Raw genomic sequence first — 17,680 nt, forward strand, 5'->3', positions numbered from 1 at the left:
GTCGAAGGGCGTTATGAACTGGCCTTAACTACCTTCACAATGATTTTTTCCTGCCAAACGGCGTTATGAACGAGCCATAACTACCTTCTCCACGGTTTTTTCATGTCGAAGGTAGTTATGAGTACTCCGTAACTACTTTCCTTATTTATCATTCAACGCAACAACACCTGGTAAAGCTTTGCCTTCCATAAACTCTAGAGAAGCCCCGCCGCCTGTTGAAATATGGCTCATGCGGTCAGCAAGGAAGAACTTTTCAACCGCAGCGGCTGAATCTCCGCCGCCAATGACAGAATATGTTTCGTTAGCTTCTGCTAGCGTTTCCGCCACAGTTCTTGTTCCGTTAGCAAACTTAGACCACTCAAACACACCCATTGGTCCATTCCAAATGACTAGCTTAGAGCCATGAATAACATCGCTATATAGATCAGCTGTCTTTGGACCGATATCAAGAGCCATCCATCCTTCTGGAATCTCATTGATTTCTACCGTTTTAGCATTTGCATTTTGTGAAAATTCATCAGCTATTACCGCATCAATCGGCATATAAAATTTAACGCCCTTTTCCTCAGCCTTCTGCATAAAGGATTTGGCTAATTCAATTTTATCTTCTTCTAAAAGAGAGTTGCCGATTTCATGTCCTTTTGCTTTAACAAAAGTAAAAGCCAACCCGCCGCCAATAATTAAATTATCCACTTTATCAAGCAGATTTTCGATCACATCAATTTTATCCTTTACTTTCGCGCCACCAATAATGGCAGTGAAAGGACGTTCAGGATTCGATAAAGCCTTTCCAAGAACATTCAGTTCTTTTTCCATTAAAAGTCCTGATACTGCAGGCAGATAATGAGCAATTCCTTCAGTTGAAGCATGGGCGCGGTGAGCAGCACCGAACGCGTCATTGACGTAGATATCTGCTATTTCTGCAAAAGCTTTTGCCAGTTCAGGATCATTTTTTTCTTCGCCAGGATAGAAACGAACGTTTTCTAATAAAATTACATCGCCTTCTTCCATGGAGTTAATCAATTCCTTCACGGTGTCACCGTAAGCCTCTTCTGCTTTTTTCACATCTTTTCCTAGAAGCTCTGATAAGCGGTCTGCAACTGGAGTCAGGCGTAACTCCTCAACCACTTTTCCTTTCGGGCGTCCAAGGTGGCTAGCTAAAATGATTTTAGCTCCTTGGTCCATTAAGTATTTAATCGTTGGAAGGGCTGCGCGGATTCGCGTTTCGTCTGTTACTTTGCCATCCGCCATCGGTACATTAAAGTCGACACGGCAAAAAACTCGTTTTCCTTGTAACTCCACATCTTTTACGCTCTTTTTGTTCATAGAAAAGGAACCTCCTCTTAGCAATGCTAGTCTATAAGGTAAAACTTATTATGTATTAAAAAAACTGCCTATAAAAAAGAAGAGTGGTTTTATTCCCAGCTCCTCTTTTCCCTTTATCATTATAGTCGTTTGTTATGTTTATTTCCAATATATTTAGGCACTTGCGGCAATTAACAATCTAGATTCCTTTTTGTGCAATATAATCAACTAAGTCTACCACTCTGTGGGAATAACCAGTTTCATTGTCGTACCAAGAAATGACTTTAACCATATTGCCTTCTAACACCATAGTTGAAAGGGCATCAATTGTAGATGAGCTTGGATCTCCATTATAATCTCTAGAAACGAGAGGCAGTTCACTGTAGCTTAAGATCCCCTTTAGTTCACCTTCAGAAGCTGCTTTAAATGCGGCATTTACTTCTTCAGCTGTTACTTCTTTTTCAAGCTCAGCTACTAAATCAACTAAAGATACGTTAGGAGTCGGAACGCGAACTGCACCTCCATTTAGTTTGCCCTTCAGTTCAGGCAGCACGAGTGATACTGCTTTTGCAGCCCCAGTCGTTGTTGGAATCATGTTTTCAGCAGCTGCGCGGGCACGGCGATAGTCCTTATGTGGCAGATCAAGAATTTGCTGATCATTTGTATAAGAGTGAATGGTTGTCATCATCCCGCGTTTAATGCCAAATTTGTCACTTAAAACTTTCGCGAATGGGGCTAAGCAGTTTGTTGTACAAGAAGCATTTGAAATCACATGGTGATTAGCAGGATCATATTTTTCATGGTTTACGCCCATGACAATCGTGATATCCTCATTGGATGCAGGTGCAGAGATAATCACCTTTTTCGCACCAGCTTCTAAATGCTTCGCTGCGTCCTCGCGTTTTGTAAAGCGCCCTGTGGATTCAACAACCACTTCTACGCCAAGCTCTCCCCAGCCAAGGTTTGCCGGATCACGTTCTGCAATCACCTTAACTTTATGTCCGCCGACTACTAAGTATTCTCCATCAACTAGTACTTCTTCATTTAGTGTTCCATGAACAGAATCGTATTTTAAAAGATGTGCCAGCATATTCGCATCTGTTAAATCATTAACTGCCACAATTTCTACATTTGGATTGTTTAAGGCTGCACGAAATACAACACGGCCTATTCTTCCGAAACCATTAATGCCAACTTTTACTGTCATGATAATTCCTCCCAAAATGTATTTATATATTTAAATTCTTCATTAACTCATTTGCAGCCCCTTCATCTGTTATAAGAACGGTAGATGATGGCGCTTGTTTCAAATAAGAGGCAATAGCTTTTGCCTTCGAAGCCCCTCCTGCGACAGCAAGGATATGGGGAATATGGATTAAGTCCTGAAGCTGAAGTCCAATGGTCTGTACTTTATGTACCACATGGCCGGCTTCATTAAAGTAATATCCAAATGCTTCTCCTACAGCCTTTTCTTTAACGATTAATTCCATGTCTTTTTTACTTGTTTTTCGGCGTTCTGCCATTACTATAGCGTCTCCAATTCCATGTAAAACCATGCTGGCAGACTTGATTAATCCTAAGACCTCTTTTATTTCCGGCTCTCTCATCATGGTGTTATACATCTCCTGGCTGACCTGGTCAGGAACATACAGAACTCTATGGCTAGAATTCGTTCTATCTGCCATTGCAGCACATATCGTATTTGCTTGATTTTTTACGTCCTCACCAATTCCACCTCTTGCCGGAACAAAAAGCAAATCAAATTCAGTAAAATCTGGTGTTAACCTATCAGCGACAGCAGCCATCGTTGAACCGCCGGTAACTGCGATAGAATCTTTTCTTTTGAGGTTTGATTTCATATAAGCAGCCGCTGCTCTGCCAAGCTCACTTTTTACCCATGGAGATTCTTCACTGTCGCCTGGCACAATAATAATTTTTTGAATGTTAAGCGTTTGATGAAGCTTATCCTCCATAGCCTGAATACCTGTTATGTCCCTCAATACTTCTCGGAGCTGATTAAGGAGATCTTTGCCATCGGAGGTCAAACTCATCCCTGCACTAGTGCTCACTAGCAGACTCTGGTCTTTTAAAAATTCAACCTCACTTCTTAGCACTCTTTCGGTCAAGTTAAGGCTAACAGCTAAACTCCTTCTCCCTACCGGCTCCATTAAGCCTATATAATGGAGGATTTGATACCTTTTTTGCATAATGGTCAGTAAATCGGGTAATAATCTTTTTTGAATATCGATAATCGAGTTCATTTTTTTGCCCCTTTACCTCCTATGGACATTATATGTCCCACATAGTCATATTGTGTCCCACTTAGGATAAAAAAAATCACCCTTGCTCTAATTTTATTTTAGCAGGGGCAATCGAATAGTTCAACTATTCTTTAAGGGCTTCTTCTATCGTCCAATTATCAATTTGTCCGTATTGAACTTCGGATCCATCAATTTCAACAACTGGGATCATTAGTCCATATTTTTCAGTCAAATCATCACTCGTATCAATATCTATTTCTTTATAATGGAAATTCCATTCTTCCTTTAATTCCATAATAATCGACTTCGCTTTATCACATAGAGGACAGCGATTTCGTGTATAAAGCACTAGAGTACGTTTGTTCACCGCTCTTCTCCTTTTCCATCAATCATATCGTTTTCGCTTTGAGGAAGACGGGATTCCCAGCTGGTCCCGGTACTTCGCTATCGTTCTTCTTGATACAACCATGCCTTCCTGATCCTTCAACATCTGCACTAATTCTTGATCAGACAAAGGCTTTTGTTTATTTTCGCCATCAATGAGCTGGCTTATAATCGTTTTTACTTGTTTAGACGATGTATTTTCGTCAGAAGTCGTTTTAATCGTACTTGAGAAAAAGGATCTTAATTCTAAGGTGCCAAAAGGGGTTTGGGCATACTTTTCCCTAACAGCCCGGCTAACCGTTGACTCATGAATATCAAGCTCATCCGCAATCTCCTTCATGATCATCGGCTTTAAATAGGCAGGGCCTTTAATGAAAAATTCCTGCTGCTTCTCGACAATCTTCAAGGAAACCTTTGTTAATGTTTCTTTTCTCTGCTCGATGCTTCTCATAATCCAAAAATAATCCTGTTGATTATCCTGTAAAAAACGTTTAACCTGTTTATCTTTATTGGATGAAAATTTTTTAAAATAGTCATTATTAAAGCTAATTTTCGGCAAAGCTTCATCAAAGACACTTACTGAAAACGAGCTTCCATCCCAATCAATAATCACATCCGGAACAATATAGGCAGACTTCTCATGCTGAAAGGAAGCCGCGGGTCTTGGATTTAATGTTTGAATGAAATCAAAAACCTCTTGAATCTCTGACATCTTTACCCCAAGTTCTTTGGAGATGTCTCTCCACTTTTTGTCCGCAAAACTATTAAAATACTTTTCTATTATTTCTTCAGCCAAATCATTTCTTGGCTGTTTCCTTTTTAATTGCAATAGAATGCATTCCTGCAGATTCCGTGCGCCGATCCCAGCCGGCTCTACTCCCTGCAAAAGGTGAATAGCCTTATCAACTTCTTCATCAGAAATCCGAAAACGTGCCGCCACTTCACTCATTTCCACTCGCAAGTAACCGTTTTCATCCAAGCACTCAATAAGATAATCAAAAACCTTTTCCCCGTTTGGAATCGAATGAACAAGCTTAAAGTCAAGCTGAGACTTAATGTGTTCATCTAAATAAGGTTCTATTTTTCCAATCTGTTCAATCCAATGTTGTTTATCTTTTTCTATTTTTTTCTTAGCAGGCTTTGCTCGGTCAAAGCGGGGGTCCATCGCTTGAACGTTCCCTGTTTCAATTTGCAATAAAGGATTTTCCAATGCTTTATTCTCCAGAAATTCAGAAAGCTCCTGCGTATTATATTGCAACAAGGCAATTGCCTGAGTCAGTTCTTGAGTCATTGTTAACTTTAATGTTTGCTGCTGCCATAACCCAGCCTGTAACTTCATTTCACAACCCCCCCTTACCATTCTACAATAAGGAGGACGAATGGTGAATGGAAATATACTGGCTAAAGAAGGGATTTGCACTAAAAAAGTCCTATTCCAGGTGAGTTAAACCTTGCTATCTCTTGAATTTTTAATATTTTCTGAACAGATTATTTTTTTAAAAATTTTTTCTAGGTTCATTATGAACTTCATCCTTCACATTCGTGTTAAACAGTGCAAAAATGGGGCTTCATAATAAATTAATTTTTGTACATATTAAAGGTATTCAATTTAAAATGCCCCTAAACTTTTTTTATATGATGCTTTTAGGCAGGTGGTCAAAATTATTCCAGAAGGTTCCAAACATTTCATTGCATATTTTTCAAACTTTTCCTATTTTGTAATCCATTTCAACAGCTTTTACTTCATGATGTTTTCTTTTGAACAAAGTGCACTAAAAATACTTAGTTTTTTGTACACTGTGACTGTTGAAGAGGAAATAAGAAAAATATATATTTAGTGATGTAGTAATAAAGGAGGAAATCGGAATATGGAACTACCTGTTAATATTTTGATGTGGCTAATGGCTGCAATACCTATAATAATACTTATTTTACTAATGGTGAAGTTCAATTGGGGGGCTGCAGAAGCTGCACCTATTGGACTCTTGGCTGCATTTATCATTTCCATCGTTTTTTATAAATCAGATCTGCAGCTATTAGGACTGGAAAGTGCAAAAGGTATATGGACTTCATTAACGGTCATTGTCATTATTTTGCCTGCCATTCTAATATATGAAGTAACTAGTGAGGCAAAGGCATTTGATTCAATCCGGAATGGGTTAAAAAAGTTCACGTCTAATGAACTTCTTCAAATTATGGCAATCGGTTGGGTGTTCGCCAGTTTTTTACAAGGAATCACTGGTTTCGGAGTACCAATAGCCGTTTGTGCTCCATTATTAGTTGGACTTGGTGTAAGACCCCTATGGGCTGTGGTCATTGCTTTATTAGGACAGGCATGGGGTAATACGTTCGGAACATTAGCCGTGGCTTGGGATGCATTAGTTTCCCAAACTGGTATTCAAGGCGGAACGGTAATTGAAGCGGCTGTCTGGGCTTCATTATTTATTTGGATTATTAATATCGCTACTGGTATCACTATCAGCTGGGTCTATGGCCGCTGGGCAGCTGTTAAAAAAGGATTGCCGGCCGTAATCATACTTTCCTTAATTCAAGGTGGAGGCCAAACAATTTTAGCACAAATGAATCCTGCATTAGCAGCTTTTATTCCATCATTACTGTCACTGGTTGCTATATTATTTATTGGCAAGCTGAAAATGTACAGAGAATCATGGAGTATTCAAGATAGTAAACTAATGGTTCGTCAAGAAGGAGATAACAAGAAAGAAGAAAATGTCTCCAAAGATCCACTTACCATGAATCAAGCATTTTTCCCTTTTTATGTATTAACCGCTATTACACTGATTGTTTTGCTTATCGGTCCTTTAAAGACATTTTTGAATCAGTGGCAATTAGGTCTAAGCTATCCTGAAACAACGACCGGCTATGGTATGGTGAATCATGGTTATGATCTATTTTCACCTGTCATGCCATTAACGAATTCCGGGTTATTCTTGCTTCTATCTGCTATCATCGGTTTTGTCTTTTTTAAGAGCAAAGGCAAAATTGAAAAAGGCGGAGGAACACGGGCTATTAGGAGAACAATTGAAAAAACGATTCCTTCCACGATCGCAGTAATCGCATTGATTATTATGTCTAAAATCATGGGTGGAACTGGACAAACAACTGAACTTGCTATGGGTACAGCCGGAGTTATGGGTCAGACTTATGTATTCCTAGCACCAGCAATTGGCGTTCTCGGGTCATTTATGACGAGCAGTAATATGTCTTCCAATATTTTATTTGGAGGATTCCAACAAGCGACTTCCTCGCTTTTACATTTAAATGAAGCAGCTATATTAGGGGCCCATACTGCAGGCGGTGCGATGGGATCAGTTTTATCACCAAGTAAGATCATTCTTGGTACAACAACTGCAGGAATCCTCGGTCAAGAAGGGCTCGTCCTTAAAAAGATTTTGCCTATTGCGATAGGTGTTGCTCTTTTGATAGGTATCATACTAACGATTACTACACTGTTTATTTAGGAAGGAGATAGTTCAACATGAGAGATTTTTTTGCAACTAAAGTAGGTCTTCAAACAATCGCATTTATTGTTACAATTGTTTCCTTTCCTTTTCTCTATGTGGGAGGCACCCAAGGCAACTCAAGTCTATTGAACATTGGAATAGTCTTAATGCTTGTAGGCATGTTGGCAGCGCCAGCCATAACATTCTTACATGGAAAAAAAGCGACAAAAAGAGACGGCTACAAAGGTGTTCAGAAGCTCGAAACGAGAGAGGAATAGACTTCTCACACGACCGTACGTCTAATATTCTACGCTCACTGCATGGGGGTATTTATCCCCCAAATATAGTGAGCGTTTTTATTTTATTTCCATTGTGAAGTGTTGGCAGCCTGAAATTCTCTATAACAAAAAAAGTTCCTGTGTTTGAATAAAACCATCAAACATTGGAACTCATTTTTGATAATAACGCCCTCGGCATGGGTCGAACTAACAGTCAAAGCATTGATTTAATAAGGTTTTGTAGAGACAACGTATAAAATTTGTGTATATTGTGTTTGCGGTAAGCCCGTATACAAACATCGCATATAAAACAAATACACCTCCTGGTATGAACAACATATCAATTTAAGGGAGGTGCTTTTCATATGCCACAACAATAACTTACCATTATCCCCGTTACAATCCCAAAACGAAAATACTTCCACAAAAAACCCTACTTTCACGATGAAAAACGACACCACTGAAATTTCCTTCTTCAACGGACATTTGGATGCTTCGATTCTCTTAGCATTATAATGACTTAAACGTACCTTCATCAGAGTGGATTAACCAATGTGCAGGACCTACACGATACCATAAAGAATTAGTTAACTCACGAATTTCATAAACTTCATATGGGACAGCCTCATTATCGTGACGCCATTCTGTCATGCCACTTTGATGACCTGGATCAGATGGGAATGATTTAACATAATGAGTTTTTGGTGAGGTATAAATGCCAATCGCATTCTCATCTTCACTTTTAAGGTATTTATGAATTTTAGTAAATTTTACTTTTTCTTCATTATTGGTAATACAATGATTGGGTTGAGATGTAAAACAATATGCTCCACCATTAGTTATATAATGAACATCTAATTTTTGCCCTTTCTTTAGAACACCGACAATATTACTTGTAGAAGAAGCACTTCGATAAACATTTATATTTTCAGCTAATATTTCAACTTCTCCATAAACACGTGAACTATAGAATTGTTGATTATATGTTCGATCAAATGCAACATTCTCATCTAGACGTATATAATTACCTCCTACTCGCAAATAGCCTGAAGAAAGATGAGCATTTACTGAAACTGAATCTTCATTTACAAAATAACCAATTATCGTTTCACCATTATCATCATAATAAATCGGAACAAGATCTGTTAAAAGTTTCGCTTCTCCAATATTATTTTCGCTTTTATAGATATTTAAATGGTCAGACTTTATAGTCATAACATTTGGATTAAATCTCACCCATTCATTCAAACCTACTTGAAGCCATCCGTCTATGGTTAGACTTTTTAATGTATAGGATTTACCAGGTTCTAAGTAGTAAATAGTTTCAGTTGTTTTGTTTTCTACTACTTTTACATTTCCTGAATTCACTTGTAATTCCGACATCCCATAAATTGAATGATCTTGATTATAAGGAGCTACTAGTTGTTCGTAAGCAATATTATTTGTTTCTTCTAAAACAATTCCATCTTGAATTGTAATCTTTTGAAAACTACGATCAAATACCTCCCAAGTAGTTCCTTTAGCCAAGACTAATTCTTCTCCTGTTGACAAAGTGACAATGGTATCTTCTAGTATAGTAACTATTCCAGATGCATTATCACCTATCTTATTCGGTTCTAAATAATTAATCATTATTGTTTCTTCTAACGCTTCTTCCTCTTCATTTGAAACATCTTTATTGAAATCAACTGTATCAATATCCGCTGAGTATTTTTCAATGTTATTCGAATATTTTTTTGTATCGTTTGAAAAATAAGTCGTATGGGTTCCACCATTTGAACTATTTAATTGATTCCATATTAAAAACACTATAATTAAAGGCACTAACGTGCTAAATACCAGAATCCCTGTTTTTCTAGTTTTTCGCTCAATCTTGTCTTTAGCACGCGGTTCATCTAATTCAGCTGCTTTTTTATACCAAATGAAAGCTTCTTTTTTATCTTTTTTACCGATTACCCCTGTTTCATTCAGTAAGCCTATCTCAAACATTGATGATACATGGTTCATCGCAGCAGCTCTTTCCAACCAGCTAAGTGCCGTTACATAATTTTGTTCAACTCCAAAACCTTCCTGATAAAACTTTCCGATACGGTATAGTAAGTGCTCATTATAAGCGAAGTCTGAATCATACAATCGAAGATGTAACTCTACATATTCTTTTTCAGTTGCATTAAATTTATTTTCTTCAATTAAGGATATTAACTGAAAAATTGCTTGGCCATGCCCTGAAGTTGCAGCTATTTTTAAGCGTTCCAATGCAAGTTCTGTATTTTGTTTCGTGTGCTTTCCTTCCAGATGATACATTGCGGACCGATAGTAATCATCTTCTGTTCCATTTGACAAATTTATCTCTGTTATATGGAAATCATAATAAGCGATTTGTTCCATATATTTTTCATTGATAGAACTAGGATTATCATCAATTTCTCCACTGCTAATCTTTTCATATAATACCGCGTATTCATATGATTCATAAAGACCCATAATCTGTTCTGGATACTGAATCTTTATTGGCTTATATTGAATTGATGCATCCTTATCGCAATATTTAGTTACTGTTGCCGGAAGATATTCCGTATCTTCACGATAAACTAAATTATTCTGTTGAAATCGCACTAAAAAATTCTGTAGCACTTGGATAGCAGTCGCAACATACTTAGGCTCTTTAAGTTTTACAGAAAGATGCATATATTTCTCTACGGCATCTTCCAATTTCACAATGTTTATGCCATAAACAACTGGCTTATGTTTCGGTGCATGAGTTAAGGAAGTAAATAGCTTTGTATAATAAAAATGTTTTTGTTTATCATCAGTAATCGCTGAAATCTGTTGCGCAAGAATAGTGAAATGAATCAATTGAGAAGCCATTCCATATGAAATACCTTGAGTAAGTTTTTTTGCAATTTGCTTATTGCGACTAAAGTAACCAACTAATTTCCGACTAAGTTCTTCTGCTTTCTCATATTCATTTTGAGAAGTGCATTTTTGAATTTGTCTAAAAACATCTTCAGTTGCATTCTTAATATTTCGCTCCAATGCATTCGATATATCCAACATTAATAGTTGTTGTTCTTTATCAAATTTTTGATAGGAAAGTTTCAATGCTTGACTCTCTTCTTGAAGCTTTGTGGCGAGACCAGCGTAAATCTGACCTAACAGAAAGATTATTTTTCGTAATAATTTCATTATTTGTGCAAATATCACAGAAATTAACTCATCTTGAGTCTTTAAGAATTGTTCTAACTTTTTATCTTTACTATTATTTGAGCGGATAAAATGTCTCGTTACAATTCCCGCAAGAGGTCCGGCAACTGCAGTTGCTGCAAAACCCCCAATTAAACTAGCAATAGCCGTATCTTGAGATTGGCTGAATTCTTTTACATATGATTGATATGCATTTATGTAAGGAGCTATTTTTTCTGCAATAGGAGCTTTTAAATCATTTATCTCGTTCACTAGTTGCTGAAAATGCTTAGAATCAACTAAGAATCGTTCACTATTTTCATGAGTGTAGTTCGCAGTCAGGCGATAAAAACTTTGACGGTAGATTTTTTCTATTTCCTGCAGCTTGTAATCATCAAAAATTGAATCAATATTCGTAATAAAATTCGCTGGCGACACAAACTGCAGGTATGATTTTAAATGTTTTTTAGCATCTTGTTTAATCTTCGGCTCATAAGATGCAATTTCATTCATATAATCTTGGAATTGTTGAGTGAGCAACTTACCAATTTGCTCTACATTTTGGTTTAGTGTATAAACCATAGCATCTTTTAAGATAGGTGAACATTGTTCTAATGCCAAACTAGCATCTAAAATTATCTTTCTCTCTTTAATGATAGACAAAACTAGTTCCTCCTTTAAAACAATGTTAAAAAGCTATCTAAATAAGAATCAACCAAATCTATATCTAACAATTCTAATCCATCTAAACTTGCAATAGTATTTGTATCTATATTTTGAACTATTGAAACCTTTGGACCCAACGCTTGTGAGGAGGATGTTAACAGCATTGCATTGTTATACACATCAAATCCATCGTACGCATTGTCGAATACAAATGATGTACCCACTCCATCCTGTATTTCAGTGCCCATCTGCTCGATAAAGGTTGAGGAAATGTTTCCTCCTGGTGTTAAAAAATTTGTCATCCCCTTTGTTGAAAGTGTCGACCCAAGTAAATCCATATTTTCTGAGTATAGCAAATAATCTCCATTATTATGTATATCAGGCACTATGAAACCTTTAGTATTGCCATAATGATCACTAACAAGTAATTGGTCATTTACAAACGGGATTATGTTTATATTGTCACCATCGACCATTTGACCAAGCTTTTGTGCTGGGTATAGAAGCTTTAACGACTCCAATATTTACACCTCTTATTATTTATAAACTTTGTATAGTAAATTCTTCGCAACAGCCCATGTGGAGGCCATTCCCTTTGATGGTACTTTTTACATAATACTATTCTACTATAAAATCACCTTTTTGGTTGTTGAAATGTGTAAATTAATTAAAAACAAAATGCGGAAGTGGGATAAGCCGAGTGTTTTGTTTTACTTGATGTGAAAAAGACTGCGGTTATCCCCAGTCTTTTCACAATTACTTTATTTCAAATTGCTCCTTAGGAGCCTTTTCTTTAGTTGCGCGATCGTAGTGGTGACGGCTGTCCGTTGTTTCATGTAGAAGCCCTCCATAGAAATATTACGGAAGGTCAGTCAAGGGGCATCTCGGGGTGCTGTGCGTGGTATTTTCAACGGAAGAATAGCCGAAAATAAAAAACGCCCCTACGCTTAAAAAAGCGCAGAGGCATCGGTAATTTAAAAGTATTAATGACGCCCTCGGCAGGAATCGAACCCACATCTTAAGAACCGGAATCTCACGTGCTATCCGTTGCACCACGAGGGCATATCGAAATATAGTAAGGCACAATGGGCTTGAATGGACCTAATTTTTGATGCACCTTTTTTTATGCTACGATTACATATTATACGATATTTTTTGGAACTTTGCAAGCCATTATTTGTTTAAAAAACGGTGAAGCGGGTATGATGGATACGAGGGAATTTTTCGAGCAAACGGTGTCGAACGATAACTTTCGGTAATGAAAGTGAATTGTTTGACCTTTATTGACCATCAGTGTATCATAATATTACATAAAGAAAAACATCTTTCGTCTATATGACTTTGAATGTTTACCTTACTTTTAAGGAGGAATTTAAAGATGAACTTAATCCCTACAGTTATTGAACAAACAAACAGGGGAGAGCGTGCGTATGATATTTATTCCCGTCTTTTAAAAGACCGTATTATTATGCTTGGAAGCGCGATTGATGATCATGTGTCGAACTCGATTGTTGCTCAATTGCTATTCCTAGAAGCAGAAAACCCTGAGAAGGATATTACCCTATACATTAACAGCCCAGGTGGAAGCATTACAGCTGGTATGGCGATTTATGACACTATGCAGTACATTAAAGCTGATGTTTCAACAGTATGTATCGGGATGGCAGCTTCTATGGGTGCTTTCCTGCTTGCTGCGGGTGAAAAAGGAAAGCGCTACGTTCTTCCAAATAGTGAAGTCATGATTCACCAACCACTTGGTGGAGCACAAGGTCAGGCAACTGAAATCGAAATTGCTGCAAAACGCATTTTATTCTTGCGTGACAAGCTAAACACGATTCTTTCAGAGCGCACAGGCCAGCCGCTTGAAGTGATCGCTCGAGATACAGACCGCGACAACTTCATGACTGCTGAAAGAGCTCTTGAGTACGGTCTCGTGGATAAAATTATTACTCGTTTAGATGAGAAAAAGGATAAGTAAAACAAAAAAACAACTCGCATTTTTTATGGCGAGTTGTTTTTTATTAATGCTCTTGTTGGATATAGTCAGCAAGCTCTTCAATCGCTTGGGCTTCATCTTTGCCATCGACAATTAATGTAATGACTGTACCTGAACTAACCGCTAGGCTCATTAAGCCCATGATGCTTTTCGCATTTACCTTCTTACCGTCCTTTTCAAGGAAAACATCTGATGAAAACCGGTTTGCTTCCTGAACGAAAAGTGCTGCAGGCCTTGCCTGTAATCCTGTTTTTAATCTTACTTCTACCTGTTTTTCTACCATTTCTCTTCTTCCTCCCCTACAGAATCTTCATTATTATTAAATCGATTCTCCTGCTCTCAATTTATCTGCTATCTCATCTATTTTTCTTAAGCGGTGATTGATGCCTGACTTGCTGATTGTGCCGCCAGAAACCATTTCTCCAAGTTCTTTTAATGTAACATCTTGATACGCGACACGCAGCTCTGCAATTTCTCTTAATTTATCCGGTAAAATATGAAGGCCTATAGTTTCGTCAATGAACCGAATATTTTCCACCTGTCTTAAAGCGGCACCAATGGTTTTGTTTAAGTTCGCTGTTTCACAATTTACGAGACGATTAACTGAATTACGCATATCCCGCACAATACGAATATCTTCAAATCTAAGTAGAGCGTTGTGAGCCCCGATAACTCCCAAGAAATCTGTAATTTTTTCAGCTTCCTTTAAGTATGTGATAAATCCTTTTTTTCTTTCTAGTGTTTTACTATTTAGGCCAAAAGTATTCATCAATTCACAAAGAGAATCATTATGTTCCTTATAAAGTGAAAAAATTTCAAGGTGATAGGACGATGTTTCCGGATTATTCACCGACCCCCCTGCTAAAAAAGCTCCTCGCAAGTAAGAACGCTTACAACATTTCTTTTTAATAAGCTCTTCAGAAATATTATTTGTAAAGACAAATCCTTCGCTAAGGATCTTCAACTCATCTAGAATTTCACTTGCTTGTTCAGACAATCTAACAATGTACACATTATTTTTCTTCAGTCTCATCTTCTTTCGTACAAGAAGCTCGACTTGGACATGGAAATTCTTCTTAATCAAAATATAGATTCTTCTTGCAATCGCTGCATTTTCAGTTTGAATATCGACAATTAACTTTCTGTTAGAAAAGGAAAGGGAACCGTTCATCCGAATAAGTGCTGATAATTCAGCCTTCCCACAGCAATCCTTTACTTCAAGATTTGTTAATTCCTTTTTCGTTTCTGAAGCGAAAGACAACTCCTTCACCCCTATTCTTAGAAAAGCGCAAGAGGCGCTGACCACTAATATTATTTTTTATGATGTTTTTCTTTTTCATCTATTAGCATAGAGTATAGCATGGATGCCACCTCTTTAGTATCATGACGAATAGCCCCGTCTTTCAGGCTGACAATTTCCCCTGGAATCACTTCGAGCCCTAACTCATGAAGTCTATCTATATCAAAGACGACCGGCTGAGACTTTTCTTCATTATAACGCTCCCGAACCTGAGAGGGAATATCCTCGTTATTCACAAGAATCGTGTTAATGAAAGCACAGCTCATATGATCATAGATGGCCTGAACATGATCGGCCGCAGAATAGTTATAAGTCTCTCCCGCCTGTGTCATTAAATTGCATATATATACCTTTTTTGCTTTTGCACGGCAAACTTCAGCTCCAAGCTTAGGAACGAGAAGATTCGGCAAAATACTTGTATATAAGCTGCCTGGCCCAATAATGATTAAATCCGCTTTCCTAATAGCTGAGATCGTTTCAGGAAGAGGTTTAATATGTTTGGGTGTAAGGAATACCTTTTTGATCTTTTTCCCAGAGTACGGGATTTTGGATTCGCCAGAAACGACAGTCCCATCCTCCATTTCAGCATGCAAGACAACGCTTTGATTCGCTGCTGGCAATACCTTGCCCCTTACATTTAAAACTTTGCTCATTTCCTGAATGGCATGAACAAAGTTTCCAGTAATGGAAGTCATAGCTGCCAAAATCAAATTCCCGAGAGAATGTCCCGATAATTCATTTGACGTTGTGAAACGATGCTGAAACATCTCCTCAATTAACGGCTCTACATCAGATAGCGCGGCCAGTACGTTTCGAATATCACCCGGAGGAGGAATATGCAAGTCGTTTCTAAGCCGTCCAGAGCTTCCTCCATCATCGGCAACTGTCACAATTGCAGTGATATCAACGGGATATTGCTTTAATCCCCGCAACAGAACAGGCAATCCAGTCCCCCCGCCAATGATGACGACTCTCGGCTGTCGGTTCGTCTTCATTTTCCATTTTCCTTTCTCCTCTGAATATCACGATGCGTAATTCGCGTATGATAATCATCTTTAAAGTAATTGGCAATGTACTCAGCTAACGCGACAGAACGATGCTGTCCACCTGTACATCCTATCGCAATAACGAGCTGAGCCTTCCCTTCTCTTTTATAATGAGGAAGCATAAAGCTTAGCAGCTCTGTGACCTTCTCAAGGAATTTAGTCGTTTCTGTCCATTTATGAACATAGTTATATACTTCTTCATCAAGCCCAGTTTTCGGGCGCATATGATCAATATAATGAGGATTTGGCAGAAATCGAACATCAAAAACAAGATCAGCGTCAATCGGAATTCCATGTTTAAATCCAAATGACATAACATTTACCGTGAACATCGTTGTTTTATTCAAAGAGAATTCCGTTAGAATTTTTTCACGAAGCTCCCTTGGCTTTAACTGAGTCGTATTATAAATAATTTGTGCTCTCCCTTTTAACTCCTCCAATAGGTTGCGTTCAAGCTTAATTCCTTCTAGAGGCAATCCTGAAGGAGCAAGAGGGTGAAATCTCCGAGTTTCTTTATACCTTCGCACTAATGTCGAATCATCCGCATCTAAAAAAAGAATTTGCGGGGTTACCCATGAGGTTTCAGAAAGATCATCGAGTGCTTTAAACAGGTGATCAAAAAATTCACGCCCTCGTAAGTCCATGACTAACGCTACCTTATTCATTTTATTCCCTGAATCCTTCATAAGTTCAAGGAATTTTGGCAGCAGTGTCGGCGGCAGATTGTCAACACAGAAAAAACCAAGATCCTCAAAGCTTTGGATTGCCACCGTTTTTCCTGCACCTGACATTCCTGTAATTATCACAATTTGAGTTTCATTCACAGCACCCGTACTCATACTATTTCCCCCCTGACACGTTCTAACTTAGCTTGGATCTAATCGATAGCTTATCAGCTCAAAATCTGGTGTATAGGTGAAAGTCCCGTAAATAATGCCTTTTCCATGAATCATATATTCAAGAATATGGTAATCACCTGCAGCCATTGGCAGGTTCTTAATTTCCTCAAACGAATGCCAAAGAATTTTCCCCTCTTCGGACTCATCCACATTCAAGCCATCTGCTTCCGTTGCCAAAAAGGTAAACATCATCCATTCTGAGAGAACCCGGTCCCCTTCTTTCATGATAAAGGTGAAAATTCCCTTTATATTCGGGTTACGTAAATAAATGCCTGTTTCCTCTCTATATTCACGAATGCAGGAGTCCCGAACCGATTCCCCCGGCTCCATCTTGCCGCCTGGAGCTACCCACCAGCCTCGTCTCGGCTTTTGCAATAACAGCACTTGATTATCCTTAATTAACACACAGTTGGTGACTCGCTGCATCATTCTTCACCTCATTTTTTCCGTTCTGTCTTCCTCAGGTTACTTTCATCAGCATATGTCACTTCATTATACTATTTTTGTTATACGGTAACAACGAATTGAAAGTTTCAACATATGGAAGAAAACATGATTAAATAACAAAAAAAAAGAGCACAGACGAATCTGTGCCGAAAAGGGTTATATCTTTAAAAGGGGGTCAATTTCTATATCTATAATAACTGATTTTTATTTCACTACTGTTACAGGAAAATTAAAACAGAGTTACTTTTTGTTAAGGTTTTCCTTTATGAAGGAGATAAAATTACAGAGCGTGTTTCATGCAGGGAAAAATTGCTTACCTATGTTTGTTGTTTGGAGAAGTCATTTATTGGACAGGTTTTCTGTTTTTCTCTGTTTCCTCTCCAATAAACTCTTTTTGTTGGATAGGTTTTCCGTTTTCCCACGTTTCCTATCCAATAAACTCTTCTTGTTG

Annotated in this window: 15 protein-coding genes and 1 tRNA gene; 3 read left to right on the forward strand and 13 right to left on the reverse strand. The window is 37.9% G+C overall.

Annotated features, from left to right (window positions below):
* Positions 1–141: 141 nt before the first annotated feature.
* The 5 genes from V7149_RS02245 to rpoN form a co-directional block, all read right to left on the reverse strand.
* The gene (locus V7149_RS02245) at positions 142–1,326 is read right to left on the reverse strand and encodes a phosphoglycerate kinase (protein ID WP_335344039.1); all 1,185 of its coding nucleotides are present in this window, start codon (positions 1,324–1,326) and stop codon (positions 142–144) included.
* Between the two features lie 178 nt (positions 1,327–1,504).
* Positions 1,505–2,512, reverse strand: a complete 1,008-nt coding sequence (gene gap / locus V7149_RS02250; protein ID WP_335344040.1) for a type I glyceraldehyde-3-phosphate dehydrogenase — start codon at positions 2,510–2,512, stop codon at positions 1,505–1,507.
* A 22-nt stretch (positions 2,513–2,534) separates the two neighbouring features.
* Entirely contained in the window at positions 2,535–3,566 is a 1,032-nt protein-coding gene (locus tag V7149_RS02255) for a sugar-binding transcriptional regulator (RefSeq protein ID WP_335344041.1), read from the reverse strand.
* A gap of 124 nt (positions 3,567–3,690) precedes the next feature.
* On the reverse strand, positions 3,691–3,933 hold the full coding sequence (locus V7149_RS02260; RefSeq protein WP_335344042.1) for a glutaredoxin family protein: 243 nt from the start codon (positions 3,931–3,933) through the stop codon (positions 3,691–3,693).
* A gap of 18 nt (positions 3,934–3,951) precedes the next feature.
* Positions 3,952–5,289: an RNA polymerase factor sigma-54 gene (rpoN, locus tag V7149_RS02265; protein ID WP_335344043.1), complete on the reverse strand. Its 1,338-nt coding sequence runs from the start codon at positions 5,287–5,289 to the stop codon at positions 3,952–3,954.
* A 529-nt stretch (positions 5,290–5,818) separates the two neighbouring features.
* Between rpoN and V7149_RS02270 the strand changes: the two genes are divergently transcribed.
* A complete protein-coding gene (locus V7149_RS02270) occupies positions 5,819–7,432 on the forward strand; it encodes an L-lactate permease (protein WP_335344044.1) in 1,614 nt (537 codons plus the stop codon).
* 17 nt (positions 7,433–7,449) lie between these two features.
* Entirely contained in the window at positions 7,450–7,692 is a 243-nt protein-coding gene (locus V7149_RS02275) for a hypothetical protein (RefSeq protein ID WP_335344045.1), read from the forward strand.
* Between the two features lie 510 nt (positions 7,693–8,202).
* Here V7149_RS02275 and V7149_RS02280 read toward each other — a convergent pair.
* The 3 genes from V7149_RS02280 to V7149_RS02290 all read right to left on the reverse strand — a co-directional run bounded on the left by V7149_RS02280 (position 8,203) and on the right by V7149_RS02290 (position 12,603).
* Positions 8,203–11,538 carry a tetratricopeptide repeat protein gene (locus V7149_RS02280; RefSeq protein WP_335344046.1) on the reverse strand — a complete coding sequence of 1,112 codons (3,336 nt, stop codon included), beginning with the start codon at positions 11,536–11,538 and terminating at the stop codon, positions 8,203–8,205.
* A 14-nt stretch (positions 11,539–11,552) separates the two neighbouring features.
* On the reverse strand, positions 11,553–12,062 hold the full coding sequence (locus V7149_RS02285; RefSeq protein WP_335344047.1) for a hypothetical protein: 510 nt from the start codon (positions 12,060–12,062) through the stop codon (positions 11,553–11,555).
* A gap of 469 nt (positions 12,063–12,531) precedes the next feature.
* A tRNA-Arg gene (locus tag V7149_RS02290) sits at positions 12,532–12,603 on the reverse strand.
* A 316-nt stretch (positions 12,604–12,919) separates the two neighbouring features.
* On the opposite strand from V7149_RS02290, the gene clpP reads away from it, so the two are divergent.
* A complete protein-coding gene (gene clpP, locus V7149_RS02295) occupies positions 12,920–13,519 on the forward strand; it encodes an ATP-dependent Clp endopeptidase proteolytic subunit ClpP (RefSeq protein WP_335344048.1) in 600 nt (199 codons plus the stop codon).
* 43 nt (positions 13,520–13,562) lie between these two features.
* On the opposite strand, the gene V7149_RS02300 is transcribed toward clpP, so the two are convergent.
* The 5 genes from V7149_RS02300 to V7149_RS02320 are packed head-to-tail and all read right to left on the reverse strand — an operon-like array spanning position 13,563 to position 17,208.
* Entirely contained in the window at positions 13,563–13,820 is a 258-nt protein-coding gene (locus V7149_RS02300) for an HPr family phosphocarrier protein (RefSeq protein ID WP_335344049.1), read from the reverse strand.
* Positions 13,821–13,856: 36 nt separating this feature from the next.
* The gene (whiA, locus tag V7149_RS02305) at positions 13,857–14,798 is read right to left on the reverse strand and encodes a DNA-binding protein WhiA (protein ID WP_335344050.1); all 942 of its coding nucleotides are present in this window, start codon (positions 14,796–14,798) and stop codon (positions 13,857–13,859) included.
* Positions 14,799–14,848: 50 nt separating this feature from the next.
* Entirely contained in the window at positions 14,849–15,832 is a 984-nt protein-coding gene (locus V7149_RS02310; protein ID WP_335344051.1) for a gluconeogenesis factor YvcK family protein, read from the reverse strand.
* Complete coding sequence (gene rapZ, locus V7149_RS02315; protein ID WP_335344052.1) at positions 15,829–16,722, reverse strand: RNase adapter RapZ; 894 nt, start codon at positions 16,720–16,722, stop codon at positions 15,829–15,831. Before rapZ ends, V7149_RS02310 begins: the two co-directional genes overlap by 4 nt.
* Positions 16,723–16,749: 27 nt before the next feature.
* The gene (locus tag V7149_RS02320; RefSeq protein WP_335344053.1) at positions 16,750–17,208 is read right to left on the reverse strand and encodes an 8-oxo-dGTP diphosphatase; all 459 of its coding nucleotides are present in this window, start codon (positions 17,206–17,208) and stop codon (positions 16,750–16,752) included.
* Positions 17,209–17,680 lie beyond the last annotated feature (472 nt).

Source organism: Bacillus sp. JJ1503 (genome assembly GCF_036965125.1).
Taxonomy (GTDB): domain Bacteria; phylum Bacillota; class Bacilli; order Bacillales; family Cytobacillaceae; genus Cytobacillus.

Excerpts from the sequence above, each read along its gene's own strand:
- V7149_RS02245 (WP_335344039.1), bottom strand. The coding sequence starts at position 1,326 with ATGAACAAAAAGAGCGTAAAAGATGTGGAGTTACAAGGAAAACGAGTT.
- gap (WP_335344040.1), bottom strand. The coding sequence starts at position 2,512 with ATGACAGTAAAAGTTGGCATTAATGGTTTCGGAAGAATAGGCCGTGTT.
- V7149_RS02255 (WP_335344041.1), bottom strand. The coding sequence starts at position 3,566 with ATGAACTCGATTATCGATATTCAAAAAAGATTATTACCCGATTTACTG.
- rpoN (WP_335344043.1), bottom strand. The coding sequence starts at position 5,289 with ATGAAGTTACAGGCTGGGTTATGGCAGCAGCAAACATTAAAGTTAACA.
- V7149_RS02270 (WP_335344044.1), top strand. The coding sequence starts at position 5,819 with ATGGAACTACCTGTTAATATTTTGATGTGGCTAATGGCTGCAATACCT.
- V7149_RS02275 (WP_335344045.1), top strand. The coding sequence starts at position 7,450 with ATGAGAGATTTTTTTGCAACTAAAGTAGGTCTTCAAACAATCGCATTT.
- clpP (WP_335344048.1), top strand. The coding sequence starts at position 12,920 with ATGAACTTAATCCCTACAGTTATTGAACAAACAAACAGGGGAGAGCGT.
- V7149_RS02300 (WP_335344049.1), bottom strand. The coding sequence starts at position 13,820 with ATGGTAGAAAAACAGGTAGAAGTAAGATTAAAAACAGGATTACAGGCA.
- V7149_RS02310 (WP_335344051.1), bottom strand. The coding sequence starts at position 15,832 with ATGAAGACGAACCGACAGCCGAGAGTCGTCATCATTGGCGGGGGGACT.
- rapZ (WP_335344052.1), bottom strand. The coding sequence starts at position 16,722 with ATGAGTACGGGTGCTGTGAATGAAACTCAAATTGTGATAATTACAGGA.
- V7149_RS02320 (WP_335344053.1), bottom strand. The coding sequence starts at position 17,208 with ATGCAGCGAGTCACCAACTGTGTGTTAATTAAGGATAATCAAGTGCTG.